The sequence below is a fragment of the Streptomyces mauvecolor genome (genome assembly GCF_039532965.1).
GTDB lineage: Bacteria > Actinomycetota > Actinomycetes > Streptomycetales > Streptomycetaceae > Streptomyces > Streptomyces violascens.
In genome coordinates this window covers 57,750-82,252 of sequence record NZ_BAAASQ010000011.1, presented here as the reverse complement: position 1 = coordinate 82,252, position 24,503 = coordinate 57,750, and the positions used below count along the sequence as shown (strand labels likewise).

General features: G+C 70.1%; 28 protein-coding genes and 1 pseudogene. 17 read left to right on the top strand and 12 right to left on the bottom strand.

The annotated features are described in order from the left end of the window. Positions 1-13: 13 nt before the first annotated feature. Together ABD346_RS16605 and ilvA are read right to left on the bottom strand one after the other, a co-directional pair. Positions 14-1,021, bottom strand: a complete 1,008-nt coding sequence (locus tag ABD346_RS16605) for an ATP-binding cassette domain-containing protein (RefSeq protein ID WP_344375545.1) — start codon at positions 1,019-1,021, stop codon at positions 14-16. A gap of 171 nt (positions 1,022-1,192) precedes the next feature. Further along, a complete protein-coding gene (ilvA, locus tag ABD346_RS16600; RefSeq protein WP_344375544.1) occupies positions 1,193-2,422 on the bottom strand; it encodes a threonine ammonia-lyase in 1,230 nt (409 codons plus the stop codon). A gap of 156 nt (positions 2,423-2,578) precedes the next feature. Between ilvA and ABD346_RS16595 the strand changes: the two genes are divergently transcribed. Genes ABD346_RS16595 through ABD346_RS16585 form a run of 3 tightly spaced genes read left to right on the top strand, consistent with a single transcriptional unit; the run spans position 2,579 to position 3,905 of the window. Next, positions 2,579-3,082, top strand: coding sequence for a MarR family winged helix-turn-helix transcriptional regulator (locus ABD346_RS16595; RefSeq protein WP_189968650.1), 504 nt, complete (start codon positions 2,579-2,581; stop codon positions 3,080-3,082). Between the two features lie 33 nt (positions 3,083-3,115). Next, positions 3,116-3,628: a sigma factor-like helix-turn-helix DNA-binding protein gene (locus ABD346_RS16590; protein ID WP_344375542.1), complete on the top strand. Its 513-nt coding sequence runs from the start codon at positions 3,116-3,118 to the stop codon at positions 3,626-3,628. A 22-nt stretch (positions 3,629-3,650) separates the two neighbouring features. Beyond that, the gene (locus ABD346_RS16585; protein ID WP_344375541.1) at positions 3,651-3,905 is read left to right on the top strand and encodes a hypothetical protein; all 255 of its coding nucleotides are present in this window, start codon (positions 3,651-3,653) and stop codon (positions 3,903-3,905) included. Here the strand turns inward: ABD346_RS16585 and ABD346_RS16580 are convergent. After that, a complete protein-coding gene (locus ABD346_RS16580) occupies positions 3,902-5,056 on the bottom strand; it encodes a cystathionine gamma-synthase (RefSeq protein WP_344375540.1) in 1,155 nt (384 codons plus the stop codon). The genes ABD346_RS16585 and ABD346_RS16580 overlap by 4 nt on opposite strands. 168 nt (positions 5,057-5,224) lie before the next feature. On the opposite strand from ABD346_RS16580, the gene ABD346_RS16575 reads away from it, so the two are divergent. From ABD346_RS16575 to ABD346_RS16560, 4 genes are all read left to right on the top strand, one after another. Further along, the gene (locus ABD346_RS16575) at positions 5,225-6,334 is read left to right on the top strand and encodes a hypothetical protein (protein ID WP_344375539.1); all 1,110 of its coding nucleotides are present in this window, start codon (positions 5,225-5,227) and stop codon (positions 6,332-6,334) included. Between the two features lie 84 nt (positions 6,335-6,418). Next, positions 6,419-7,093 (top strand): peptide-methionine (S)-S-oxide reductase MsrA, encoded by a 675-nt coding sequence (gene msrA / locus ABD346_RS16570; protein WP_344375538.1) that lies wholly within the window; start codon positions 6,419-6,421, stop codon positions 7,091-7,093. Positions 7,094-7,242: 149 nt separating this feature from the next. Next, complete coding sequence (locus tag ABD346_RS16565; protein WP_344375536.1) at positions 7,243-8,658, top strand: ATP-binding protein; 1,416 nt, start codon at positions 7,243-7,245, stop codon at positions 8,656-8,658. 297 nt (positions 8,659-8,955) lie between these two features. Then, positions 8,956-9,105, top strand: a complete 150-nt coding sequence (locus ABD346_RS16560; RefSeq protein WP_344375535.1) for a DUF6879 family protein — start codon at positions 8,956-8,958, stop codon at positions 9,103-9,105. A 69-nt stretch (positions 9,106-9,174) separates the two neighbouring features. Here ABD346_RS16560 and ABD346_RS16555 read toward each other — a convergent pair whose 3' ends face one another. Then, entirely contained in the window at positions 9,175-10,659 is a 1,485-nt protein-coding gene (locus ABD346_RS16555; RefSeq protein ID WP_344375533.1) for a recombinase family protein, read from the bottom strand. 54 nt (positions 10,660-10,713) lie between these two features. Here ABD346_RS16555 and ABD346_RS16550 point away from each other — a divergent pair. The 4 genes and pseudogenes from ABD346_RS16550 to ABD346_RS16535 form a co-directional block, all read left to right on the top strand. Further along, positions 10,714-10,806 (top strand): annotated as a pseudogene (locus ABD346_RS16550) (peptide-methionine (S)-S-oxide reductase MsrA); the annotation flags it as partial. A gap of 264 nt (positions 10,807-11,070) precedes the next feature. Continuing rightward, entirely contained in the window at positions 11,071-11,484 is a 414-nt protein-coding gene (locus ABD346_RS16545; RefSeq protein WP_344375532.1) for a hypothetical protein, read from the top strand. A 456-nt stretch (positions 11,485-11,940) separates the two neighbouring features. Then, positions 11,941-12,237 (top strand): hypothetical protein, encoded by a 297-nt coding sequence (locus tag ABD346_RS16540; RefSeq protein WP_344375530.1) that lies wholly within the window; start codon positions 11,941-11,943, stop codon positions 12,235-12,237. A 257-nt stretch (positions 12,238-12,494) separates the two neighbouring features. Next, positions 12,495-13,073, top strand: coding sequence for a hypothetical protein (locus tag ABD346_RS16535; protein ID WP_344375529.1), 579 nt, complete (start codon positions 12,495-12,497; stop codon positions 13,071-13,073). A 7-nt stretch (positions 13,074-13,080) separates the two neighbouring features. Here ABD346_RS16535 and ABD346_RS16530 read toward each other — a convergent pair whose 3' ends face one another. After that, positions 13,081-13,875, bottom strand: a complete 795-nt coding sequence (locus tag ABD346_RS16530; protein WP_344375527.1) for an MmyB family transcriptional regulator — start codon at positions 13,873-13,875, stop codon at positions 13,081-13,083. A gap of 187 nt (positions 13,876-14,062) precedes the next feature. Between ABD346_RS16530 and ABD346_RS16525 the strand changes: the two genes are divergently transcribed. Further along, entirely contained in the window at positions 14,063-14,500 is a 438-nt protein-coding gene (locus ABD346_RS16525) for a VOC family protein (protein ID WP_344375525.1), read from the top strand. Here the strand turns inward: ABD346_RS16525 and ABD346_RS16520 are convergent. Beyond that, a complete protein-coding gene (locus ABD346_RS16520) occupies positions 14,497-15,102 on the bottom strand; it encodes a TetR/AcrR family transcriptional regulator (RefSeq protein WP_344375524.1) in 606 nt (201 codons plus the stop codon). The genes ABD346_RS16525 and ABD346_RS16520 overlap by 4 nt on opposite strands. A gap of 132 nt (positions 15,103-15,234) precedes the next feature. On the opposite strand from ABD346_RS16520, the gene ABD346_RS16515 reads away from it, so the two are divergent. Both ABD346_RS16515 and ABD346_RS16510 read left to right on the top strand, forming a co-directional pair. Then, positions 15,235-16,179, top strand: a complete 945-nt coding sequence (locus tag ABD346_RS16515) for an alpha/beta fold hydrolase (protein ID WP_344375523.1) — start codon at positions 15,235-15,237, stop codon at positions 16,177-16,179. A 48-nt stretch (positions 16,180-16,227) separates the two neighbouring features. Then, positions 16,228-16,821 carry a DUF4291 domain-containing protein gene (locus tag ABD346_RS16510; protein ID WP_344375521.1) on the top strand — a complete coding sequence of 198 codons (594 nt, stop codon included), beginning with the start codon at positions 16,228-16,230 and terminating at the stop codon, positions 16,819-16,821. Position 16,822: 1 nt separating this feature from the next. On the opposite strand, the gene ABD346_RS16505 is transcribed toward ABD346_RS16510, so the two are convergent. Beyond that, the gene (locus ABD346_RS16505; protein ID WP_344375520.1) at positions 16,823-17,473 is read right to left on the bottom strand and encodes a GntR family transcriptional regulator; all 651 of its coding nucleotides are present in this window, start codon (positions 17,471-17,473) and stop codon (positions 16,823-16,825) included. 52 nt (positions 17,474-17,525) lie between these two features. On the opposite strand from ABD346_RS16505, the gene ABD346_RS16500 reads away from it, so the two are divergent. Continuing rightward, positions 17,526-18,518, top strand: coding sequence for a DMT family transporter (locus ABD346_RS16500; RefSeq protein WP_344375518.1), 993 nt, complete (start codon positions 17,526-17,528; stop codon positions 18,516-18,518). Here ABD346_RS16500 and ABD346_RS16495 read toward each other — a convergent pair. From ABD346_RS16495 to ABD346_RS16485, 3 genes are all read right to left on the bottom strand, one after another. After that, a complete protein-coding gene (locus ABD346_RS16495; protein ID WP_344375516.1) occupies positions 18,442-19,605 on the bottom strand; it encodes an AAA family ATPase in 1,164 nt (387 codons plus the stop codon). The genes ABD346_RS16500 and ABD346_RS16495 overlap by 77 nt on opposite strands. A gap of 65 nt (positions 19,606-19,670) precedes the next feature. Then, positions 19,671-20,036 (bottom strand): DUF1330 domain-containing protein, encoded by a 366-nt coding sequence (locus ABD346_RS16490; RefSeq protein ID WP_344375515.1) that lies wholly within the window; start codon positions 20,034-20,036, stop codon positions 19,671-19,673. A 173-nt stretch (positions 20,037-20,209) separates the two neighbouring features. Next, positions 20,210-21,247 (bottom strand): NAD(P)-dependent alcohol dehydrogenase, encoded by a 1,038-nt coding sequence (locus tag ABD346_RS16485; protein WP_344375514.1) that lies wholly within the window; start codon positions 21,245-21,247, stop codon positions 20,210-20,212. Between the two features lie 158 nt (positions 21,248-21,405). Between ABD346_RS16485 and ABD346_RS16480 the strand changes: the two genes are divergently transcribed. Next, positions 21,406-22,260 carry a helix-turn-helix domain-containing protein gene (locus ABD346_RS16480; protein WP_344375513.1) on the top strand — a complete coding sequence of 285 codons (855 nt, stop codon included), beginning with the start codon at positions 21,406-21,408 and terminating at the stop codon, positions 22,258-22,260. An 8-nt stretch (positions 22,261-22,268) separates the two neighbouring features. Here the strand turns inward: ABD346_RS16480 and ABD346_RS16475 are convergent, their stop codons facing one another. Continuing rightward, positions 22,269-23,537 carry a L,D-transpeptidase gene (locus ABD346_RS16475; RefSeq protein ID WP_344375511.1) on the bottom strand — a complete coding sequence of 423 codons (1,269 nt, stop codon included), beginning with the start codon at positions 23,535-23,537 and terminating at the stop codon, positions 22,269-22,271. A gap of 182 nt (positions 23,538-23,719) precedes the next feature. Then, the gene (locus ABD346_RS16470; protein WP_344375510.1) at positions 23,720-24,046 is read right to left on the bottom strand and encodes a hypothetical protein; all 327 of its coding nucleotides are present in this window, start codon (positions 24,044-24,046) and stop codon (positions 23,720-23,722) included. A gap of 107 nt (positions 24,047-24,153) precedes the next feature. Here ABD346_RS16470 and ABD346_RS16465 point away from each other — a divergent pair, with 107 nt between their 5' ends. Beyond that, positions 24,154-24,435, top strand: a complete 282-nt coding sequence (locus tag ABD346_RS16465) for an LPXTG cell wall anchor domain-containing protein (RefSeq protein ID WP_344375509.1) — start codon at positions 24,154-24,156, stop codon at positions 24,433-24,435. Positions 24,436-24,503 lie beyond the last annotated feature (68 nt).

The following is a 24,503-nucleotide window of genomic DNA, read 5'->3' as shown; positions in this document are numbered from 1 at the left end:
TCGGTGATGGCGCTCACTTCGCGGCCTCCTTGCGGGGCTTGGGCGTGACGTCCGCGTCCTCTCCGCCCTCTTCCGGCGGAGCCTCCGCCGCGTGGCCGGTCAGGGAGATGAAGACGTCGTCGAGGGTGGGGCGGCGCAGGCCGATGTCGTCGATCTCCACGCCCCTGGTGTCGAGTTCGCGGATGACCTCGGCGAGCAGCTTCGCGCCGCCGGTGACCGGGACGGTGAGCCGGCGGGTGTGCTCCTCGATGGCGACCTCGCCCTTGCCGAAGCCCGCGAGCACATCGCGGGCCGGGGCTATCTGGTCGCCCTGGTGGACGACGACCTCGACGCGCTCGCCGCCGGTGCGGGCTTTGAGCTGGTCGGAGCTGCCGCGGGCGATGACCTTGCCGTGGTCGACGACGCAGATGTCGTGGGCGAGGCGGTCGGCCTCTTCGAGGTACTGGGTGGTGAGCAGCAGGGTGGTACCGCCGGCGACCAACTCCTGAATGACTTCCCAGAGTTGCTGCCGGTTGCGCGGGTCGAGGCCGGTGGTCGGCTCGTCCATGAACATGACGGGCGGCGAGACCACGAGGGCGGCCGCGAGGTCGAGGCGGCGGCGCATGCCGCCGGAGTACGTCTTGGCCGGGCGGTCGGCGGCGTCGGCGAGGTTGAAGCGGTCGAGCAGTTCGCCCGCCCGCGCCTTCGCGGCCTTGCCGTTCAACTGGTAGAGCTGACCCACCATGTGAAGGTTCTCGCGGCCGGTGAGGTATTCGTCGACGGCCGCGAACTGGCCGGACAGGCCGATGGAGCGGCGGACTTCGTTGGGATGCTTGAGGACGTCGATGCCCGCGACGACCGCTGTGCCGCGGTCGGGCTGGAGCAGGGTGGTCAGGACGCGCACGGTGGTGGTCTTGCCGGCGCCGTTGGGGCCGAGCAGGCCGAGGACCGTCCCTTCCGGGACATCGAGGTCCACGCCGTCCAGAGCCGTTACGTCGCCGAAAGTCTTCACCAGGCCTTCGGCATAGATGGCGCCTGGCATGTGGGTACCCCCAGTGTTGGCTGTGACTTTCTGGACAAATCCTAGATTTTCCGGGCATGGGACGCCCGGTGAAGCCTTGTCGAGCCACACACACCATAACGCGATACATCGCGTACTGTCAGCCGTCCTGCGCGACCTTCCCGTCCCCTTCTCGCGCACGCGGATCCCGGCTCAGCCCATGACCGTGTAGCCCGCCTCCCGCAGCGCCGACGCCACCTCCTTGCAGTGCTCCGGGCCCTTCGTCTCCAGGTGCAACTCGACCTCCACCTCCGTGAGTCCGAGCCGGGGGTCGGTCCGTACGTGGCTCACGTCCAACACATTGGCATCCAGCACTGACAATTCCCCGAGAAGCGAGGCCAGCGCCCCGGGCCGGTCGGTGAGGCGAAGGCGCAGCGACAGATAGCGGCCCGCCGCCGACATGCCGTGCCGCAGGATCCGCTGCATCAGGAGCGGGTCCACATTGCCGCCGGAAAGCACCGCCACGACCGGCCCGCGGAACGCCTGGGGGTCACTGAGCAGCGCGGCCACCGGGCTCGCCCCGGCCGGCTCCACGACCAGCTTCGCCCGCTCCAGGCAGAGCAGCAGCGCGCTGGAGAGCTCGTCCTCAGTGACCGTACGCACCTCGTCCACCAGCTCGCTGACCAGCGCGAACGGTATGTCGCCGGGTCGTCCCACCTTGATCCCGTCGGCCATCGTGGGCGCGGTGTCGATGGCGACGGGGTGCCCGACGGCCAGCGAGGGCGGGTAGGCCGCGGCGGCCGCCGCCTGCACGCCGACGATCTTCACGTCGGGCCGCAGTGCCTTCACCGCGACCGCGATGCCCGCCGCGAGCCCGCCGCCGCCGATGCCGACGACGATGGTGCGGACCTCGGGGCACTGCTCCAGGATCTCCAGGCCCACGGTGCCCTGCCCGGCGATGATGTCCTGGTGGTCGAAGGGGTGGATGAACACCGCGCCGGTCTCGGCCGCGTACGCCTGGGCGGCGGCCAGTGTCTCGTCGACGACCGTGCCGTGCAGGATGACCTCGGCGCCGTAGTGCCGGGTCGCGGCGACCTTCGGGAGCGGGGCGCCCATCGGCATGAACACCGTGGAGTGCACGCCGAGCAGCGACGAGGCGAGGGCCACGCCCTGGGCGTGGTTGCCCGCGCTCGCGGCGACCACCCCGGCGGCCCGCTCCTCCGGACGCAGCCCGGCGATCCGCACGTACGCACCGCGCAGCTTGAAGGAACCGGTGCGCTGGAGGTTCTCGCACTTGAGGTGGACCGGCGCTCCGACCAGCGACGACAGATGGCGGGAGCCCTCCATCGCGGTGGTGCGGGCCACTCCCGAGAGCATCTTCTGCGCGCCGCGGATGTCATCGAGGATGAGGTGGTGCAAGGGGCCAGACGTACTGAAGCTCATGACGGCAAGTCTTGCAGCTCACGGCGCTTTCCGGCCGCCCGGATTTCGATCCGGGCGGCAGTTGTCCACAGGTTTGCGCACCGCCGGTACGTATACCGGTCAGGCCGCGTACTCTGTCCCCCACCACACCGACACCCGCACGAGAGAGCCCCGGCCATGCCCCCAGTTCAGGACATGACTCCCCCGCTTGACCCCGGCCTCCTCGATGCCCTCCAGCACCAGGTGGCCGTGTTCGCCCGCCGCGCTGAGCAGACCAGGCTCGGCGGCGTCGGCCAGGTCCGCAACTCGATGGACCGGGCCGCGTATCTGCTGCTCAACCGGCTCGACCTGGAAGGCCCGATGGGCGTCAAGGCGCTCGCCGCGGGCATGGGGATCGACTCGTCGACCGTGACCCGCCAGGTCGCGCCGCTCGTCGACACCGGCCTGGTCAAGCGCACCTCGCACCCGGAGGACGGCCGGGCGGTCGTGCTCCAGCTGTCCCCGCGCGGCCAGTCCCGCCTCGAAGAGGTGCGCTCCTCGCGGCGCGAGCTGATGGCGCAGGTCACCGACGGGTGGACGGAGCACGAGCGGGAGTCGTTCTGCACGCTGCTCACGCGCTTCAACTCCGCGCTCTCGGCCCGCCAGTCGGCCGCTCAGGAGCCGTCCGCGCCGACCTCTTGACCGGGGGCTCGCGCCTGCCCTCATATGAGGCTCATGCGCGAGCGGTACTTCAGCCAACACCGCCGCCGCACCCGGGAGTTCGAGTCGTACGTGGCGGGCGCGGGCGGCCGGTTGCTGCACGCCGCCACCCTGCTCACCGCCGAGCTCCCGGACGACAACCCGCGCGCCCGGCGTCTGCTGACCGCAGCGCTGGCCGAAACGTACGCCCGCTGGGACCGGCTGCGCGGTGAGGACCCGTACGACCGCACCCGTCAGGAGCTCGCCGCCCGGTTCGCGCGCGGCGCCTGGCGCCACCACCGGCCGGCGATACCCGGTCTGCCCCGGCCGCACGCCGACGTGGGGCTGCTCGCGCGGCTGACCCCGCAGGAGCGGCTCATCCTGGTGCTGCGCCTGTACGAAGGGGTCGCCGAGGAGCAGACGGCGGCCCTTGTCGGGCTCCCGGCGGACCGGGTCCGGGCGATCTGCACCCGGGCGATCGCCACGATGCGCAGCACCCCGCCGACGCCGCCCGCGCCCGCCGCCTCGGCCCCCGGGGTGGCCACATGAGCGGCTGCGAGGAGGCCGTGCGATGAGAACGCCGGACCGCAAGACCGCCGAGGTCCGCCGCCTCCTGGAGGGCGGCCCGCACCCGGCCGTACCGGCCGAACTGGCCGTCCGGGCAACGGAGTTGGGCCTGCGCATGCTGCACCGGCGACGGCTCGTCCGCCGCACTCTGTGGCTGCTGCTCGCGGTGGCGGTCGTCCTCTTCCTGGTCTGGGCCTCGATCGCCCAGCCGTGGGTGGCGCCCCCTTCGACGGTGACGCCACCCGTGGAAGGGCTCTAGCCCAGCGCCTGCTGCAGGTCGGCGAGGAGGTCGTCCGCGTTCTCGATGCCCACCGAGACCCGCACCAGGTCCGCCGGGACCTCCAGGGCGGAGCCCGCGACGCTGGCGTGCGTCATGCGGCCCGGGTGCTCGATCAGCGACTCGACACCGCCGAGGGACTCGCCGAGCGTGAACAGCTTCGTACGGTTGCAGACCTCGACCGCCGCCTCCTCGCCGCCCTCGACGCGGAACGAGACCATGCCGCCGAAGGCCCGCATCTGCTTGGCCGCGACGTCGTGGCCCGGGTGCCCGGGCAGCCCCGGGTACAGGACCTGGGTGACCTTGGCGTGCCGGGTCAGCATCTCGGCGACCTTGCCCGCGTTCTCGCTGTGCCGGTCCATGCGGACGGGCAGCGTCTTGATGCCGCGCAGCACCAGCCACGAGTCGAAGGGCCCGGCGACCGCGCCCATCGCGTTCTGGTGGTACGCCAACTCCTCGCCGATCTCGGCCGAGTTGGTGATCAGCGCGCCGCCCACGACGTCGGAGTGGCCGCCCATGTACTTGGTCAGCGAGTGCACGACGATGTCCGCGCCGAGCGACAGGGGCTGCTGGAGGTAGGGGCTCGCGAAGGTGTTGTCGACGACGAGCCGGGCGCCCGCGTCCGCCGCCACCTGCGCCACGGCCGCGATGTCCGTGATGCCGAGCAGCGGGTTGGAGGGCGTCTCCACCCAGATGACCTTCGTACGGTCGGTGACGGCCGCCCGCACCGAGGCGGGGTCGGAGGTGTCGGCGACCGACCACTCCACGCCCCAGCGCGAGACGACCTTCGCGAACAGGCGGAACGTGCCGCCGTAGGCGTCGTTCGGGATCACGACGTGGTCGCCGGGGGCGAGCAGCGTACGCAGCAGGCAGTCCTCGGCGGCGAGACCGGACGCGAAGGCGAGGCCGCGGCGGCCGCCTTCGAGCGCCGCCAGGTTCTCTTCGAGGGCGGTCCGCGTCGGGTTCGCGCTGCGGCTGTACTCGTAACCGCCGCGCAGGCCGCCGACGCCGTCCTGCTTGTAGGTGGAGACCTGGTAGATCGGGGGTACGACCGCGCCGGTCAGCGGATCCGCGGTGTTCCCGGCATGGATCGCGATGGTCTCGAAGCTCTTGTCGAGGTGCTCGTGGCTCATGGCTCAGAGCCTAAGCGCTCCGCGGGGATCGGCGGGGAGTGGAGTGCTTCATCCGCCGGCCGGTCGTGCCCACGCGGCGGAGCCGCACGGTGCCACTGTCCCGCGCCTCTTCGGGGCGCGTGCCCACCGGTTCGTCATATCGGGCCGCGGTCTGGTTCGCTGGAAGACATGGAGATTCTGTGGACCCTGCTCGCGCTGTGCATGCTCGTCGCGATCATCGGCCGGTTCGTGTTCCGCCGCGGCGGGGGCGGCATCCAGCTGTCGCGGCCCGGTGCGCCCGATGCCGCCGACCCGGCGGCGTACGGCTTCGCGCTCCAGGAGGAGCTCGACGTGCGCATGCCCGGGCCCGACCAGGATCTCCTCGACGTGCTCGCCGTGGTGCAGCAGACCCAGGACTGGAAGCCGGCCGCCCGCCTCCTCGCCGAGACCCCGAAGGAGGGCGAGCGGCGCTGGCAGCGCGTCCAGGCCTTCGCGGGCGCGGCCTCCCTGGAGCTCGCCCAGCGCCCGGGCATCGGCGGGGCCTGGCTGCGCAAGTGGCGCTCCGAGGCGCCGAAGGACGCGGGGGCCGCGCAGGTGCACGCGGAGTTCCTGGTCCAGCAGGCCTGGCGGTCCTCCTCCGTCGGCCAGGACGACTTCCGCATCATCCTGGAGGAGGCGCACACGGTCTGCTCGGAGGCCGCGCTGCTCGCGCCGGGCGACCCGGTCCCGTACATCACCGAACTCGCGGTGGCGCGTGGACTGGCCTATCCCCGGCCGGAGTTCGACCAGCTGTGGGCCAAGGTCATGGACCGCGCCCCGCACCACATGGGTGCGCACCTCGCGGCCCTGCACTACCACTGCGAGAAGTGGCACGGCTCGCGCGCGCAGGCCGACGAGTTCGCGACGTCGGCCGCGGCCCGGGCCCCGCGCGGCTCCCTGCTTTCCGCGCTCCCCCTCTTCTCTGTGTACGAGCACGTGCCGGACGTCGTCCTGGTCAGCGACTTCTACCGCACGGCGGTGGTGAGCCGTGCCATGGAGGGCGCCCTGCACGCCGTCCACCAGGCCCGCCCCGACGACCCGGTCCTGCCACAGGTCCGCCACCTCCTGGTCTTCTTCCTGGTACGCGCCGAACGCTGGGCGGAGTCGATGGACCAGTTCGTGGCCCTGGACGGCTATGTGGGCGCCCTCCCCTGGACGGTCTCCGAGGACCCGGCGGCGGACTACACCCTGTGCCGGGCCCTGGCGGTGGCGGGCTACGAGGCGAACGGCGGGAGCCCGGCGACGCTGCGGCGGCCGTAGCGGGTCATGGGGGGGGGCGCCCGGAATCTCTCGGCCCGGCCGTACGTTCCCCTAAGGCATCCACTCTCTTCCGAGGAGCCCCCGATGATCTTCGGCCGCCGTACGCCCGAGCTGCCCACCCCCGAGCAGGCCCTCAAGGGACGCCCGGAGCCCGAATTCACCCTGCCGTCCCGGCACACGGTCCTCGGCAACCCGCTGGCGGGCCCGTACCCCGAGGGATTCGGGATCGCGGACTTCGGGATGGGCTGCTTCTGGGGCGCCGAGCGCAAGTTCTGGCAGACCCCGGGCGTGTGGACGACGCTGGCGGGCTACCAGGGCGGAAGCACGGTGAACCCGGCGTACGAGGAGGTCTGTTCGGGCCTGACGGGCCACACGGAGGCGGTCCGGGTGGTGTACGACCCCGCCGTCGTCTCCTACGAGCAGCTCCTGAAGGTGTTCTGGGAGAACCACGACCCGACGCAGGGCTTCCGCCAGGGCAACGACGTGGGCACCCAGTACCGCTCGGCGATCTACACCCACACCCCCGCCCAGGAGGCCACGGCCCAGGCGTCCCGCGAGGCCTACCAGAAGGTCCTGACGGCTTCGGGCCACGGCACGATCACGACGGAGCTGCTGCCGGCACAAGGGCGTCCGTTCTACGCCGCGGAGCCGTACCACCAGCAGTACCTGGACCGCAACATTAACGGCTACTGCGGCATCGGAGGGACGGGCGTGGCCTGCCCGATCGGCATCGCCGAGGCGCCGTCTTCGGACGAGTAAGGGCAGGCACACATCCCGGCTACGCCGCAGCCCCCACGCATCAGCTTGCCGGCCCGCCCCGCGCGCTTGCCCAAACTCCAGGACGAGAGCCAGAAGTCTGGCTACCATCCGAAGAGATCGATCGGGCAAGCGAGGGGGCGGAAGCCGGAGTGATCCACAAGGTCTCGATTCCGAAGAGCCAGGTCTTCAAAGTTCTTCAGCTCGAAGAAGGTCACTTCACTGACCTGAAGGCCATCGAGATTGCACCCGCGAAACTCACAAAGGCCATCGCAGCCTTCGCGAACGCCGACGGCGGGGAGCTTTACGTCGGAATCGACGAAGGCCCCGACGGAAAGAACCACAAGTGGCGCGGTTTCGCCAACATGGAGGCAGCAAACGGCCATCTACAGGTTTTCGATGAATTATTCCCCTTAGGTGGCGGATTCCTCTACGAATTCCTTTCATGCGATGGAGAACTCGGCCTCGTCCTTCATGTAATCATTCAAAAAACGAAGGACATCAAGCACGCCAGCGACCGTAAGGCATACATTCGGCGCGGTAGTCAGAGCATTCCAATCGGCCCGGACGGGATGGAGCGACTTCGGCGCAACAAAGGAATAACCTCCTTCGAGTCCGAGACCGTCACAGCATCGATCGATCTTATCTCAAATTCACTGACAATCATTGACTTCATGCTGAGTAGCGTACCCACAGGTGAACCCGAGGTTTGGCTGCGAAAGCAGATGATGATTGTCGCCGATAAGCCAACAGTTGCTGGAGTCCTCCTTTACTCCGACGAACCGCAGGCAGTTCTGCCAAAGCGGTGTGCGATCAAGGTCTATCGCTATAAGACCACAGACCCTGAGGGGTCTCGCGAGAACCTCGCGTTCGATCCACTCACGATCGAAGGATCACTGTACGATCAGATCAAACAGGCCGTAGCGAAGACCTCCGAGCTCATCGAAGGCGTCAAAATACTCGGCCCCGAGGGTCTTACCCCGATCACGTACCCGTTCGAGACACTGCACGAGATCATCACAAATGCTGTCATTCACCGAGACTACGGAACAGCAGACGATGTACATGTGCGAATTTTCGACAACCGCGTTGAGGTTGAGAGCCCGGGCAGGCTGCCGGCTCACATGACGACAGCCAACATTCTCAAGGAACGCTTCTCGCGAAATGGCGCAATCGTTAGACTAATCAACAAATTCCCCGACCCTCCGAACAAGGATGTCGGCGAAGGTCTGGCGACAGCGTTCGCAGCGATGAAAAAGCTAAAACTGAAAGATCCGGTGATCGAGGAGCGAGAGAATTCTGTTCGCGTAAACATTCGCCACGATCGCCTCGGGTCGCCAGAGGAAATCATCATGCAGTACCTGGAGACCCACTCGGAAATCAATAACAGGACAGTCAGAGCCCTTACCGGGATCGGATCAGAGAACAAGGTAAAGACGATCTTCCTGCGCCTAATTGATGCCGGGCAAATCGAACGCGTTCCAGGAAAGCGCGGTAGCGCCTCCGCGTATAGGCGCATCACTAGGACCTCAGGGGATTACCGAATCCTGACAGACACTGGGATATGAGCCCAACGCCCTTCCTGTTTTGGAAAGATCACCCTCTTGACCCATCCATCAGCGCCTCGGGAGCATCCAACCCGACAGGCGTGCGCCGACATGTGGGGGCGAGGATGCTACGAAAGCTGTCCGGTGCCCGGGAGTGCAGGAACGGAACGTGCCCGACGCTTTGGGGTACCAAGGACGCCAAGGAATATGGAGTGCAGGGCTACGTCATCACTGACCCCGAGCGGCTGGCGCAGCTCGACCTGCCCGAGCGTGAGACCGCCGTCGTGGTCCCGGCCGCGGTGCTGGAGGAGTACTTCCGTGCTCAGCAGTGAGGAGTTCGGCCGACTATTCGTGACCTTCGAGCGGAGCGCCTTTCGGCTAGAGACGCTCGCCGTTTACAGCGTGGAGGAGGAGCGCGAGGAGTTCGAGCATCAGAACTCGATCAAGGCCACGCGCGAGCAGTGGTAGTCCGGGCCCGTAAGACGAACGAAGGGGCACCAGCCGGATGGCCGTGCCCCTTTCCGTTTCAGCTCACTGTCAGTCGCGCCACTTCGGGACCAGCAGGTCAGGGTTGAAGGGGCGTCGGCCTCCGCCGCCCACCGGCAGGACGATCACCGCGTGCAGTGCCTCCCTGATCAGGGCGCGCTTCTGCGCCAGGTCCAGCCTGCCGGAGGTCCAGCGCTCGCGTACGTCGCCGGTGACCTCGGCTGCACGCTGCTGGTTGAGAACGTGGCGCGTACGGTCCGCACGTAGTTCCTTGACCCGAGATTCCATCCTCTGATTCTCGGGGAAGAACAACTCATCCGAGATCTCGTCCCCCTGCCAAGCCTGGAGCAGCTTGCGCTGCTTCCGCGTCAAGCGGTCCAGTTCGTCTTCCCTCGCCCATTTCTCGTCCGCATGCGCCGTCCTGGCCGCCCGCTCCTCCAAGTTCGCCAGAACCGCTTCCGTGATGAATTCGTCAATCTTGGCACCATTGCGTCCCGTGCCACCGCAGCCGCCCATTTCCTTACTGGGGCACTGATAGAGGTAGCCGCCGGAGAGATCCAGCCGCACGGTCGCGCGGAGGGGCGCGTTGCAGATCCGACCGTCCGCACCGGGCTTTCCGCATCGGAGGATTCCGGTCAGCAAGTACGACGGGGTGCGATAGTCAGTGACCGTTCCGTCGGACTTCACGTTGGGACCGACGCGGGCCGAGAAGACGGCGTCGATGGCCATCCACTCCTTCGGCGTGATGACGGGCTCCCAGCGGCCCACCACCGGCACGCCGTTGGCGTCGCGGACCAGCTCTCCGTTGTGCTTCCGCCAGCCACACAGCCGCGGGTTCCAAAGTGCGAGCTTCAGCGAACGGCTCGCCCACTCCTTGTCGTTGATCGTGCGGACGCCAGCCTCCCGCCACTCCCGGAGGATCGAGTGCAGGGACTTGCCCGCGATTACCTCACGGGCGCCCTTCGCCAGCCACGCCGCTTCCTCGGGCTCCAGCGTGAGCTTGTCGTCCTGCCAGCCGAAGGGTCGCTTTCCGCCCACCGGGATGCCCAGCTCGGCACGGGCACGGTGCGAGCGGCGCGCACGCCGCTGCATCTTGCGCACCTCCATCTTGGAGATGACGACGCCGAAGAGGCCCATGGACTCCACATCCTCGCTGTAGAGGTTCTTCGCCCCCTTGGCGTCGGCGTAGAGACGGCCCTCCTCGTACGTGAGCGCGTCCACGAACCGCTCGTAGTCCCCAGCCCTGCGCGTCAGCCGGTCGTCCGCGACGACGATGACGCCGCGCACCGGCTGCCCGTCAGGCATGTGGCCCGACTTGAGCGCCTTCACCATGGTCTCGAAGTCCGGGCGCACCACACCCGCCTTCGCCGCCGACAGGTCGTTGTCGGTGTAACGGTGCACGATCGTCCAGCCGAGACGGGCCGCCGTCTCGGCGTTCACCTTGTGCTGGTCTTCGACGCCGTGACCGTCCCTGGCCGTGTCGGCGGAGATACGCGCGTACGAGACAACCGGGATCACCGGTGCCGCTTCGTTCACTTCCCACCCCTTTACGAAGAGTCACCAATTCTACGCAAAGAGAAGTAGTACTAACAGCAGTACCTGGACAAGAACCCGGCGGGGTACTGCGGGATCGGCGGGACGGGGGTCTCCTGCCCGATCGGCGTGGCGAAGGCGGGGAGCTGACCCAGCCGGAAGTTCCTCGGCTGCTCGACGAGGCGGGAGGCGTTCGCGGCTCGCCGGGCTGGGGATGGGCTGGGCGGGGGAAGCGGGGTGACCGGGGTCGCGGAGGGCCGTTGAACCCGGGGCAAGATCACGGCGGCGGGTTGGGTATTGGCCCGAATGAGCACAATTTGTGACGTGATGCCCGGGTTCCTCGTTCCAGGGACGACGGGCTTCCTCCGGGCAGCCCCGTCACCCCCCTCTGACCGACCCAATGGGAGTACAACCGTGATCAAGCAGGTTCTCGCCGGAGCAGCCTTCGCCACCGCAGCAACGATGGCCATCGCCGCCCCGGCCTCCGCAGCCACGGCGACCCAGGCCCCCAGGTCTCCGCTCCAGCTCCCCACCAGCGCGCTCCAGAGCCTCCTCGCCACCGCCACGGGCCCGACCTCGACCGGCTCGGGTTCCATGGGCAGCGCCGGCGCCACGGGCTTCGCGACCCGCAACGGCAACACCGTCATCGCGGGCGAGGCGGGCGGCATCGGCAACACCTACGGGGCCTCGCTCATCAACGTCGACCTGCGCTGCGCGGTGCCGCTGCCGGAGGGCGAGGGCATCGGCGGACACGCCCTCGGTGGCCCCAAGGCCGCCTGCAACCTGGCGCCCGTCGACCAGTACCAGGCCCCGCAGAAGCTGCTCTGACGCACCACCCGGCGTACGGGTCTCCCACGGGAAAACCCGGCACGGCCGGCTGAACGAACATGGACCCGCCCAGCCCGCGGAACCCTCGATGGGCTGGGCGGGGGAACCGGGGTGACCGGGGCAGCGACGAACCGTTGAACCCGGCGCATTGGAGAGTGCACAGGAGTCCTGGGGTCCGACCAGTCACCCCGGGACTCCGCACACTCACCACCCCCCGGACCGACCGGGGCACCAGCCCCCTCCTCGCGTCCGTTTTTAGTCTTATCGGGCGCAATTTGCGACGTGTTGTGCATGTTCCTCCGTCGAGGGGGCGTCCGGTGGATCAGGGTCGGACAGGGCACGGCGTCCGGTGCGGTGCATGCCGGACGGCGCCCCTTGTCCGACCCCTCCAGGGGTCGCAGGTTTCCCTGGGGCGGGCCTGTCGCCCTCTCTGATCCACCGAATGGGAGCACAACCGTGATCAAGCAGATTCTCGCCGGGTCGGCCCTCGCCATTGCCGCGACGATGGCCATCGCCGCCCCCGCCTCGGCGGACACCAGGGACTTCGGGACCCGCAACGGTGACACCGTCATCGCGGGCGAGGCGGGCGGCATCCTCAACACCTACGGCGCCTCGCTCATCAGCGCCGACCTGCGCTGCGCGATCCCGATGCCGGAGGGCGAGGGCATCGGCGGACACCTGCTCGGCGGGCCCAAGGCCGCCTGCAACGTCGCACCCGTCCGCCAGTACCAGGGCCCGCAGAAGCTCCTCTGACCCCTCGACGGCCGACCGGGGCACCGAGTACACGCGTCCAGTACCGGTGCCGCCGGCGGCCGAAGGGTGCGGGCCCGTCCGCGGCCCCGTCCCCGGCCCCGGAGGCCTCCGATGGACAGCGGACGCATCAGCCCCTGCGCGTTGGTCCGAATGAGCACACTTCGTGACGTGTTGTGCATGTGCCTCGTTCCAAGGGGCGGCAGGTTTCACAGGGCGAACCTGTCACCCCCGACCAACCACCGAATGGGAGCACAACCGTGATCAAGCAGGTTCTCGCCGGAGCAGCCTTCGCCACCGCAGCAACGATGGCCATCGCCGCCCCGGCCTCCGCAGCCACGGCGACCCAGGCCCCCAAGGCTCCCGCCAACGCGCTCCAGAACCTCCTGTCCAGCCCTCTCACCCAGAGCCCGACCACGAGCGGCACCGGCTGCGGCTGCATCGGCGACACCGTGAGCGGCCTGACCGGCAACACCCCCCTCGGCAACGGCACCACCGGCAAGCTGACCAGCACCGTCAGCAACACCACCGGCAGCCTCACCGGCACCAACAACGGCACCATGGGCAACGGCGGCGGTAACGGCGGCAGCAGCGCGAGCGGCAGCGGCGCCACGGACTTCTCGACCCGCAACGGCGACACCGTGATCACGGGCTCGGACGGGGACGGAGCGGGCGGCATCCTCAACACCTACGGCGCTTCGCTCATCAACGTCGACGGCCGCTGCCTGGTGCCGCTGCCGGAGGGCGAGGGCATCGGCGGACACGGCCTCACCGGCCCCAAGGCTGCCTGCAACCTCGCGCCCGTCGACCAGTACGAGGCCCCCCAGAAGCTCCTCTGACCCCGGGTCAGCCCAGCCGCTGGACCAGGATCGGGTCCGCGCCCACCGCCGGGTAGAGCAGCGTCATGGTCGAGCGAAGCCCCGGGGCCCCGGGCGCCGGGGACAGTTCGACCGTACGGCTCGCGAAGTCGCCGACCTCGCGGCAGGACCACCATGCCGCCAGGTCGGGGCGGGCCTCGCGCAGCCGGGCGGTGAGGCGGCGGACCCGGTCGTCAAGGGGATTGCGGTCCGCGCGGGTACGGAAGTGGCGGTGCAGGTCCATCGCCACCGGCTCCCAGTCGGGCAGCAGCCTCTGGTGGGCCGGGTCCGTGAGCAGGAGGAGCAGCAGGTTCCGGTCCGGGGCCGCGATGCGCGCCGGGTCGGGCCAGAGGGCGGCGTATGCCTCGTTCCACGCCGTCATGAAGAGTGCCGGGTCGAGGGCCACGGCCGGAGTCTCGCCCCAACTGGCCATCAGGGCGCGGATGTCGGCGTCCACAGGCGCGGTCGGCTCCGGCGCCGCGAAGCCCGCCAGGGTCAGGACGTGGGCATGGGCCGTCGCGTCCAGCCGCAGGGTACGGCTCACCGCGTCCAGTACCTGACGGGATGTCTCGACCCGGCCCTGCTCCAGCCAGGAGTACCAGGCCACGCCCACCCCGGAGAGCGCGGCCACTTCCTCGCGGCGCAGGCCCGGGGTGCGGCGCCTCGCCCCGGCGGGCAGGCCGAGTTCGGCGGGGTCGATGCGTTCGCGGTGGGCGCGCAGGAAGCCGCCGAGTTCCCGCCGTCGCGCACCACCGTTGCCCTCGGCTCCGATGCCCGCCGTCACACCTCCGCCTCCCCACACGTACGCCCGCCCTCACGCCTGCCGGCTGCTGGGGCTCACGGGAACAGACACGCCTCCCCGAACATACGCCCCGCGCCCTCGGCCTCCCTCGTCGCCTCAGCCTATGACTCCCACTCACCGCATCAACCGGCGTCTGGTTGCCGCCCCTTGGGAGTCCGAGGCTGAACCCATGACTCGACACGACATCACCACCCCCGTCGTACGGCGCCGCAGCAACGACTCCTCCACTCGCACCGCACCCCGCGCCTTCGTCCGCGTCTTCACCGGGCCCGGCACCCTCGAAGAGCTCACCCGCTTCTACGAGGAGGTCCAGGGCGTCGAGCGCGACATGTGGTTCACCTATCCGGCGAAGCGCCTCGCCCTTGCCGCGGTCGGCGGCTTCCTGCTCGTCGAGGGGTCCGACGACGCCGTCGCGCCGTTCCTCGACGTCGACGGCACCTTGCTCGTCGACGATGCCGCGGCTCATCTCGCCCGGCTGACCGCGCTCGGCGCGGAGATCCTCGACCCGCTGCACAAGGTGCCGACGGGGTCCGGGTTCCATGCCCGGCACCCGGACGGCACCGTGATCGAGTACGTCGAGCACCGGCCCACCCCCGAGGGGTTCTAGCCCGCCCCGAAGATCCGGTCCAGGTGCAGCCTCAGCACCCCCGTCGCCGACTCCGCGTCCCGCTGGCCGACCAGGATGCTCGTGCCGAGGCCGGCCGACATGGCCAGCAGGCCGATCGCCTCGCCCCGGGCGTCGAGGCCGGGCGCGACCAGGTCGGCTTCCTGCCCCTGGCGGAGGAGGCCCGCGACAGCCTCCTCCGCCGCGTCCGGGTTCGCGATGAACGGCTGGGCGGCCAGCGCCTCGTCGGTCATGGCCAGGACCGCGTACGAGGTGTAGAGGAAGTGGAAGGTGCGGCTCTCGTCGTCGGTGGGCAGGGCCGACAGGAGCAGGGCCTCGATCGTGGCGCGCGGGCCGGGGGCGTCACCAACGGCCGCGATCCGTGCGGCGACCCGCTCCCCGAACCGCTGCGTCAGATGGTCGAGGCCGAAGAGCAGCAGCTTCTCCTTGGTCTCGAAGTAGTACTGGACCAGCCGCAGCGACACCCCCGCCTCCGCCGCCACGTCGCGCATGCCCACCGCGTGCAGTCCGCGCCGGCCCGCGACCCTGACGAGCGCCTCGGTGATCTCGGTCCGTCGTTGTGCGTGGTCCACGCGCTTCGGCATCGGTCCCGTTCCCGCCTCTCGTCCGCCGCCCGCCCGGCCAAGGAGCCCGGGGGTTTTCATGGTACAGCCGTATCAAGTTGATGATACGGTCGTACCACGAAAGAGTTCGACCGCTTCCGGAGGTGGCCTCCCGTGCCCAAGTCCACGACCCGCGAACGTGTCCGGCCCGACGTCGGGCGGTATGTGAGCGACGCCCTGCGCGACCGCTACTTCGCCGCGTGCGACGCCCTCTACGCGCTGGGAGCGCCGGCCGTCGCGGAGCAGGACGTCGAGACGAGCTTCGGCACGACGCACGTCTACCGGTACGGATCCGACGACCCGGCCGCCTCCTCGCACACCCCGGTCGTCCTGGTGCACGGCGCCGGGAGCTGCTCCGCGATGTGGTACCCGAACACCGCCGCGCTCAGCGCGGAGCGCCCCGTCTACGCGGTCGACACCCCCGGCGACCCCGGCCGCAGCGTGCAGCGCGAGCCCATTCACCAGCCCGAACGCGCCGCCCAGTGGCTGGAGGAGACGCTCGCCGGGCTCGGGCTCGACCGCGTCCACCTCGTCGGCTCCTCCTACGGCGGCTGGCTCGCCCTGAACCAGGCGCATCTGCGGCCCGGCCGTCTCGCGTCGGTCACCCTGCTCGATCCGGGCGGCCTGGAGAAGGTCGGCCTGCGCTTCTTCGTCTGGATCTTCGCCAGCCTCTTCGCGACGTCCGCGCCCAAGGCGCTGCGCCCGCGTCTGGCGGCCTGGCTGGAGCAACCCGTCCTCGTCGTACCGGAGCTGCGCGCGATGGTCAGGGCGAGTGTCCGCGCCTACCGCATCCGCCGCCCCGCTCCCCTCCCGCTGTCCGACGCGGAACTGTCCACCGTCCGCACCCCGTTCTACCTGCTGCTCGGCAGGCGCAGCCTCCTCGTGCACCCGAAGCGGCAGGTGGAGCGCGTGCCCCGGCTGATACCGGGCGCCCGGGCCGAGATCGTCTCGCACACCGGTCACGGACCGCAGATCGACCACGCGGACGAGGTCAACCGCCGGATGCTGGCCTTCATGGAGTCCGCCGGGTCCGGGCACCGCGTCCCCGAACGCCCGTAACCCGATATTCGCTGGTGACGCCCCGTCCCGCCGGGCCACGCTTTCCCCATGGAAGCAACGCACGACCGCACCACCACCCCGCCCCGCCAGCAGATCCGCGCCCTGCATACCGGGTCGACGGTCACCGTCTACCAGGCGTACGACCCGGCGCTCGGACTGCCCGCCGCCCGCGACGGGCGGTTTCCGGCGGCGTGGAAGCGGGAGCGGATGACCTGGGTCAAGCCGTCGTTCCTGTGGATGATGTACCGCTCGGGGTGGGGCACGAAGGAAGGCCAGCGCACCGTGCTCGCCGTCGAGATCCGGCGGGACGGCTTCGACTGGGCGCTCGATCACGCCTGCCTCTCGCACTACGTACGCGAGCTGCACGGTGAACGGGACGACTGGACGCGGGAGTTGAGGCGGGCGCCCGCCCGGGTGCAGTGGGATCCCGAGCGGGATCTGCGGCTCCAGCCGCTGCCGTACCGGTCGCTGCAGCTCGGGCTCGCCGGGGAGGCCGTGCGGCGGTACGCGGACGAGTGGATCGTCGGCATCCGCGATGTGACCCCGCTCGCGCACCGCGTCCACGCGCTCGTACGCCAAGGCCAGCTCGACACCGCCGCGGCCCTGTTGCCGAACGAGCGGGTCTATCCGCGGGCCGGGTAGCTCATTCCAGCTCCGCCCAGATCTCGTACGAGATCTCCGCCGCCCGGTCCGCGTCCCCCGCCTCGCATGCCGCGATGAGCGCTTCGTGGCGGGCGGCCGAGGCGCGGGCCGCCGTGCCGGAGAAGCGCTGGTGTTCCAGGCGGCGCAGCAGCGGCGTGTAGCGGGCCACTGTGTCGGCGAGCGGCTGGTTGCCGCCGGCCGCGATCGGGACGGCGTGGAACGCGTCGTCGGCGCCGATCGCCGCCGCGATGTCGCCCGCCTCCACCGCCCGTACGAACTCCGCGTTCGCCGTGCGCATCCGGGCCAGGTGGTCCGGCTTCAGGCGGGGCAGGGCCTCGCGCACCGCGAGGGTGTGCATCGCGCCCACCACGGCGAGCGCGCCCCGGATCTCCTCGGCGACCAGCGGCGCGACCCGCGTATAGCTCTGCGGCTTGGACACGACGAGGCGTTCCGTGGCGAGCCGGGCCAGGGCGTCGCGGACCGGGGCGCGGGAGAGGCCGAGGCGGGCGGCGAGTTCGACGTCGCTCAGTTTCGCGCCGGGGGCGAGGTCCCCCGACACGATCGCGGCGAGCAGCGCCTCGTACGCGACATCGCGCAGCAGTCGGCGGGGCGGCTCGGGGACGGGGGCGGAGGCAGGCTCTTCGGACGGCACAACTAACATTTTAGTTCGTGGCCGGGGACGAGCAGACGCAGGGAGTACGGGTGTGAACAGGGACCGAGGCAGTGCCGTGCCCATGGCGCTCGGCGTGGTCGCCGCCGCCTGTTTCGCGAGCAGCTTCGTGCTCAACCGCGAGATGAGCGCGGCGGGCGGCTCCTGGCTGTGGACCGCGAGCCTGCGCTATCTGTTCATGGTGCCGCCGCTCGTCCTGCTCGTGTGGATACGGGGCGGTCTTCCCGGGGTCGTACGGAGTCTGCGCGCCCGGCCCGGGCTCTGGCTGGGCTGGTCGACCGTCGGGTTCGGGCTGTTCTACGCGCCGCTGACCTGGGCGAGCCAGGAGGGCGCGGGGTGGCTGCTCGCGGCGACCTGGCAGCTCGTGATCGTCGCCGGGATCGTGATCGGCGGCCGGGTGCCGCGCCGCACCCTCGCGGTGTCGCTGCTCATCGTCGCCGGGGTCGCGCTCGCGCAGACCCAGAACGCGCACGGCATGAATGCCGCGACCATCGCCCGGGTCGTCGTCCCGGTCCTGGTCGCGGCCGTCGCCTACCCCCTCGGCAACCGGAAGCTGCTCGGCCGCGACGGCCTCGACGGGGTGCAGCGCACCCTCGCCATGACGCTCGGCTCGCTCCCGCTGTGGCTGGCCCTCGCCGGTACGGCCGGCCTGCGTGCGGGGGCGCCGGGGCGGGACCAGGTCGTCCAGTGCCTGATCGTCGCGCTGGTGTCGGGGGTGGTGGCGACCACCCTGTTCTTCCGCGCCACCGATCTCGTACGGGACCGGCCGGCCGCCCTTGGTGCAGTGGAGGCGACCCAGGCCGCCGAGGTGCCCTTCACCCTGGCGGGCGAGGCCCTGCTGACCGGCGTCGCGGCCCCGACCCCGCCCGCCTGGACGGGCCTCGCGCTCATCGTCGGCGGCCTCTGCCTGCACGCCCTGCACCGCCCCGCGCCGGAGCCGCCGGCTGCGGCTACCGCTTGGGCCAGTGCCACGCCGGCTCGTCCAGCAGTCCCTGCCCCTCGACCACCGTCTGCCCGAACTCCTTGACCAGCTCGATGACTTCGGCCCCGCGCGAGAGCTCGGCGGCCAGCGGGCGGGCGTGGGTGACGACCACGATCTGGGAGTGCTGGGTGGCCGTACGGATCAGGTCGGCGAGCGGGGCGAGCAGGTCGGGGTGCAGGCTCGTCTCGGGCTCGTTGAGGACGAGCAGCTCGGGCGGGCGGGGCGTGAGCAGCGCCGCGACCCACAGCAGATAGCGCAGGGTGCCGTCGGAGAGTTCGGCCGCGGTCAGGGGGCGGAGCAGTCCGTGCTGGCGCAGCTGGAGCTCGAAGCGCGTGCCGAGCAGTCCGATCTCGACGCGGCTGCCGGGGAACGCGGCGTCCACGGCTTCGTCCAGCGCGTCGCGGTCGCCGATCTCGCGGATCGTCTGGAGAGCGGCCGCCAGGTCGGCGCCGTCGGCGCTCAGCACCGGGGTGCGGGTGCCGACCTGGGCGCTGCGGGCGGGGGCGTGCGCGTCGGTGCGTACGTGGTCGTAGAAGCGCCAGGCGCGGATCTGCTCGCGGACGGCGAGCACGTCGGGGGCGCGCTGCGGGTCGGCGAGCTCGCCGAGCATCGAGTCGTACGGACGGAGCGCGCCGTGCGAACGGTGCCAGGTGCCGTCGGCGGCCCGCACCTTGACGGCGGCACCCCTGCGCTCCGACAGCAGCGCGGCCGGGCGCAGTACCGGGCCGCTCCAGATCGCCTCCGACTTGATCTCGGGGTCGAGGTTGAACAGGGAGCGGTTGTCGTTCGGGGCGGGGTGGCCGAAGTCGACGGCGTACCCGAACTCGTCGCCCGCGAAGCCGAGTCGCAGGCTGACGGGCTCGCTGCGGACGGTGCCCTGGAGCGGGTGCAGCCCCTCGCGCACCGCGCGGCCCGTCTTCTCGGGACCGGCCCACAGCGTGGAGGGCAGCCCGCCCTCGTGGGCGAGCGCGGCCACGGCTCCACCGCGCGCGGAGTCGCCGAGCAGCCGCAGCGCCCGGTACAGCGAGGACTTGCCGGTGCCGTTGGACCCGGTCACGACATTGAGGCGCCCGAGCGGCACGACGAGCCTGCGCAGGGACCGGTAGTTCTCGACGGCGAGGGTGCGGATCATGCGGTCGAGCCTAAGGACCGGGGGCCCGGAATGCCTCCGAGCCCGTCACCGCGCTCGGAGCGGCGTCAGGCCGCAGCGGCCGGAGTTCCCGCCTGCATCGCGCGGTACGCCGCCGCCGTATGTCCCGCGTCGTACCCGTCCCCGACCCCGTCGACCAGGACCAGGTCCCCCGGGATGTGGTCGGCCCGCAGCGACACGAGCTCCTGGTAGGCGGCGGAGTCGTACCAGCCGCGCGCCTCCTCGATGCCCGGGAACCCGATGATCACCAGCGCCTCGGGCCACTCGCCCTCACGGACGTCGAGCACGGCGTTGTGGACGAGGAAGCGGCCGCCGAAGGGGTCGAGCGTGGACTGGATGCGCTCCATGTACTCGAAGACCTGCTCGTCCAGGCGGGCCGGCGGGCGCAGGTTGCCGATGGCGTAAGCGGTCACGATGTCCTCCCGGGGAAGGTGGTGGTGGTCTCCCTTGCGAACGCACCGATCATGTCCCGCCCCGCCCGGCCCGGTCGATTACCCGGGAGGTAAGCGAAGACAAGCAGCCGCATGCGAACGGCCCCGGAGGCAGCCATCGCCTCCGGGGCCGTGACACCACAGCCGGGCCGGGATCAGATCGTCGCGGTGTCGATCACGAACCGGTAGCGCACGTCGCTGGCAAGGACGCGCTCGTACGCCTCGTTGATCTGGTCGGCGCGGATCAGCTCGATCTCGGCGCCCAGGCCGTGCTCGGCACAGAAGTCGAGCATTTCCTGGGTCTCGGCGATGGAGCCGATCATCGAACCGGCGAGGATCTTGTTGCCGCCGATGAGGCCGAACATGTTCAGCGAGTTCGGCTCCTCGGGGGCGCCCACGTTGACGAACGCGCCGCCGGTCTTCAGGAGCGAGAGGTACGCGCCGAGGTCGAGCGGCGCGGACACGGTGGAGACGATCAGGTCGAGGGAGCCCGCGAGCTGCTTGAAGGTGTCCTCGTCGCTGGTCGCGTAGTAGTGGTCGGCGCCCAGCTTGAGGCCGTCCTCCTGCTTGCGCAGCGTCTGGCTGAGCACGGTCACCTCGGCACCCATCGCGTGCGCGATCTTGACGCCCATGTGGCCGAGGCCGCCGAGCCCGAGGATGGCGACCTTCTTGCCGGGGCCGGCCTGCCAGCGCTTGAGCGGCGAGTACAGGGTGATGCCGGCGCAGAGCAGCGGGGCGGCGACGTCCAGCGGGATGCTGTCGGGGATGCGCAGGGTGTGGTCGGCGTCCACGACGATGTGGGTGGAGTAGCCGCCGTAGGCGGGCTTGCCGTCCCGGCCGATCGCGTTGTACGTCGAGACACCGTCCTGGCAGAACTGGTTCTGCCCCGAGCGACAGGCCTCGCACGTGCCGCAGGAGTCGACGAAGCAGCCGACGCCCGCGCGGTCGCCGGCCCGGAACTTGGTGACGGCGGAGCCGACCTCGGTGATCACGCCGGCGATCTCGTGGCCGGGCACCATCGGGAAGATGGCCTCGCCCCAGCCCTCGTTCGCCTGGTGGATGTCGGAGTGGCAGATACCGGCGTACTTGATCTCGATGAGCACGTCGTTCGGGCCCACGGGACGGCGCTCGATGGTGGTGCGCTCCAGCGGAGCCTTGGCGGCGGGGGCGGCGTAGGCGGCGACGGTGGTCATTGCCGTTCTCCTCAGATCTTTGGGGTACGCGGTCCAGCGTGCCCCTTCTCCCGCCTGCCACCCAGGCCCCTGTTCTGCCTACGTCCAGCGTGCGTACCACTGACAGGGTCAGGCTCCCGGTCGTACGACCAGGCCGGTGGCCTCGGATACTGGGTGTCATGGACCAGCGCGCCGAACTCAGCGAATTCCTCCGCTCCCGCCGGGCCCGGCTGAAGCCCGAGGACGTGGGGATGCCCGACCACGGGCGCCACCGCAGGGTGCCCGGCCTGCGCCGGGAGGAGCTGGCGCAGCTGGCCGGGGTGTCGGTGGCGTACTACACGCGCCTGGAGCAGGGCAACGCGCAGAACGTGTCGGTGGAGGTCCTGGAGGCGATCGGGCGTGCGCTGCGCCTGACCGACACCGAGCAGAACCACCTCACCCACCTCGCCAAGGGCAAGGCGAAGAAGAAGCGTGCCTCGGCCGCTCGGGCGCACGAGTTCCGTCCGGCGCTGCAGGAGCTGATGGACGCGATGGAGGGCGTGCCCGCGTACCTCGTCGGGCCGCGCCTGGACATCCTCGGCTGGAACCGGATGGCAGCCGCCCTGCTCGGCGACCTTTCCCAACTGCCGCCGCAGGAACGGAACTTGGCGCGACACGTGTTCCTCGACCCGGCTTCGCGTTCGCTGTACGTCGACTGGCAGGCCAAGGCCGTCGACGTGGTGAGCGTGCTGCGGCTGTGTGCGGGCTGCTACCCCGACGACCCCCAGCTGACCGCGCTGATCGGCGAGTTGTCGGTCAAGAGCGAGGAGTTCCGCTCGATGTGGGCGGCGCACACCGTCGCCGAGAAGGGGCACGGCGTGAAGCGGCTGCGCCACCCGGTGGTGGGTGAGCTGACGCTGGCGTACGAGACGCTGAAGCTGCCGGACGCGCACGACCTGTCGCTGGTCACCTATCACGCCGAGCCGGGCTCGAAGTCGGCGGAGTCGCTGCGGCTGCTCGGCAGCTGGAGCGCCGAGCAGCCGGTGCGTACGTAAGGCGGGCGTCAGACGGCGGAGCCGGCCTTCCACTGGGCCCAGTTCATGTTCCAGCCGTTGAGGCCGTTGTCGGGCTGGATCGTCTTGTCGTGCGAGTTCTTCATGATGACGACGTCGCCGGTGATCGAGTTGTTGTAGAACCAGGCGGCCATGGTGCCGTCGTCGCCCGCGCCCTTGACGTCGGCCAGGCCGACGCAGCCGTGGCTGGTGTTGGCGCTGCCGAAGACGGACTTGGCGCCCCAGTAGTTGCCGTGGATGAAGGTGCCGGACGCGGACAGACGCATGGCGTGCGGCACGTCCTTGATGTCGTACTCGCCCTTGCCGTCGTCGTCGGTGAAGCCGACCGTGGCACCGTTCATGCGGGTCTGCTTGTACTTCTCGGAGATCACCATCTGGCCGTTGTACGTCGGGTGCTCGGGGGAGCCCGCGGAGATCGGGATGGTCTTCACGACCTTGCCGTCCTGGGTGACGGTCATGGTGTGGGTGTTGGCGTCGACGGTCGAGACCTGGTTGCGGCCGATCTTGAAGGTGACCGTCTTCTCCTGGACGCCGGTGATGCCGTTGGAGCCCTCGACGCCGTCCAGGTCCATCTTCATGGTGACGGTCGAGTTCTCCTTCCAGTACTGCTCGGGGCGGAAGTCGAGGCGCTGCGAGCCGAACCAGTGCCCGACGACCTCCTGGCCGCTGCTGGACGAGACCGTGATCTTGGCCTGGACGTCCTTCTTGTTGGTGATCGCCTTGTCGAAGTTGACCGACACCGGCATGCCGACGCCGACGGTCGAGCCGTCCTCGGGCGTGAAGTTGCCTATGAAGCTGTTCTTCGGGGAGACGGTGGTGAAGGAGGCGTTCTCGTGCGCCTGGCGCCCCTTGGCATCCGCCGCGGTCGCCGTGATCTTGTACGTCGCCGAACGCTTCAGGGCCTTCTCGGGCGCCCAGCTCAGGCCGTCGGCGGATATCTTCCCGGCGACCTTGGCGCCGTCGGCGGAGGCCAGCGTCACATCGGTCAGCTTGCCGTCGGCGACGGTGACCTTGGTGTCGCTGTTGATGCCGACGTTGTCGGCGCCGTTCTTGGGCGCGATGGTGATCTTGGCGTCCGAGGTGTCCTTCTCGGCCGCCTTGTCCGCCGCCGCCTGGGCCGACGACGAGCTGTCGGCCTTGGCGCTCTTGCCGCCGCCGTCGTTGCAGGCAGAAAGGACCAGTACGCCGCCGAGCACCGCGCACGCCGCCGCGAGACCCTGCTTGCGGCGCTTACTCTCCGTCTTCACACGCTTCTCCATCGTCGCCTCGTCCCCCGAGTCATCTCGCCTAGGACATCAGACTGCCTGGCGCAGCTGTGCAGCGGGGGTGAATGTGGGGCACACCACGCACCGGCGGACGGGTCGGGGCGGGACGGTACAAGATCACCAAAAGGTCGTTCCGGTACGCCTCACGCCCGCCCGCCCCGCCTCCTCAGGGGCCGTCAGTCCTCGTCATTGCTGTCCTCCTCGTCCAGGTCCCATTCCTCGTCGTCGGGGTCGTAGCCGACCCGCTCGCTGCTCCAGGAGGCCTGGACCAGCTCCGCACCGGGCAGTGCCTCCACGAGGTCCACGGGATCCACGAGGTAGGCGAGGGCCTCCGCTCCGTCTTCCCGTACGGCCGCCTCGGCATGCGCGCGTTCCTCGGGCCGCATCGCCGGGTCCTCGGCGATGCGCTCCAGGGCGGCCGCCGCCAACTGCCCCGCGTCCTCGATCTCCAGGACCAAATCGACGCGGAGGCGCACATACCGTGATGTCTCTTCTTCGCTCATGCGGGGAGCGTAGGGCTCGAGCGGACCGCGACTTTCCCGCGACCCGCTGCTTTCACTAGCATCAGCGCATCCCGCCAATTCGAGGTACTCGCAAGGGGATCGCTCACTTGTCCGTCGCTCGTCGCCCCCTGCTCACCGCCACCGCGGCGGGCACCCTGCTCTGCGCCCTCTGGTTCGTCCCGTCCGCCAACGCGACGGACGAGCAGCACCCTTCGGCGCCCCCCGCGCACTCCGCGTACCGGGCCGCCCCCGCACCCGCCGAAGGCCCCCTCGCCCTGGCCGACACCGGCGGCGCGAACACCTCCCCCTACCTGGTCGGCGGCACGCTGTTCCTGGGCCTCGGGGCGGGGTTCGTGACGTACTCGGTCCGCAGGTCGAGGACCTGCTGACCACGCCGTCACAACTCAACTGCCGCTTCGCACACGGAAGTCGCCCCTACGGAAAGGGCCGCCCGGGA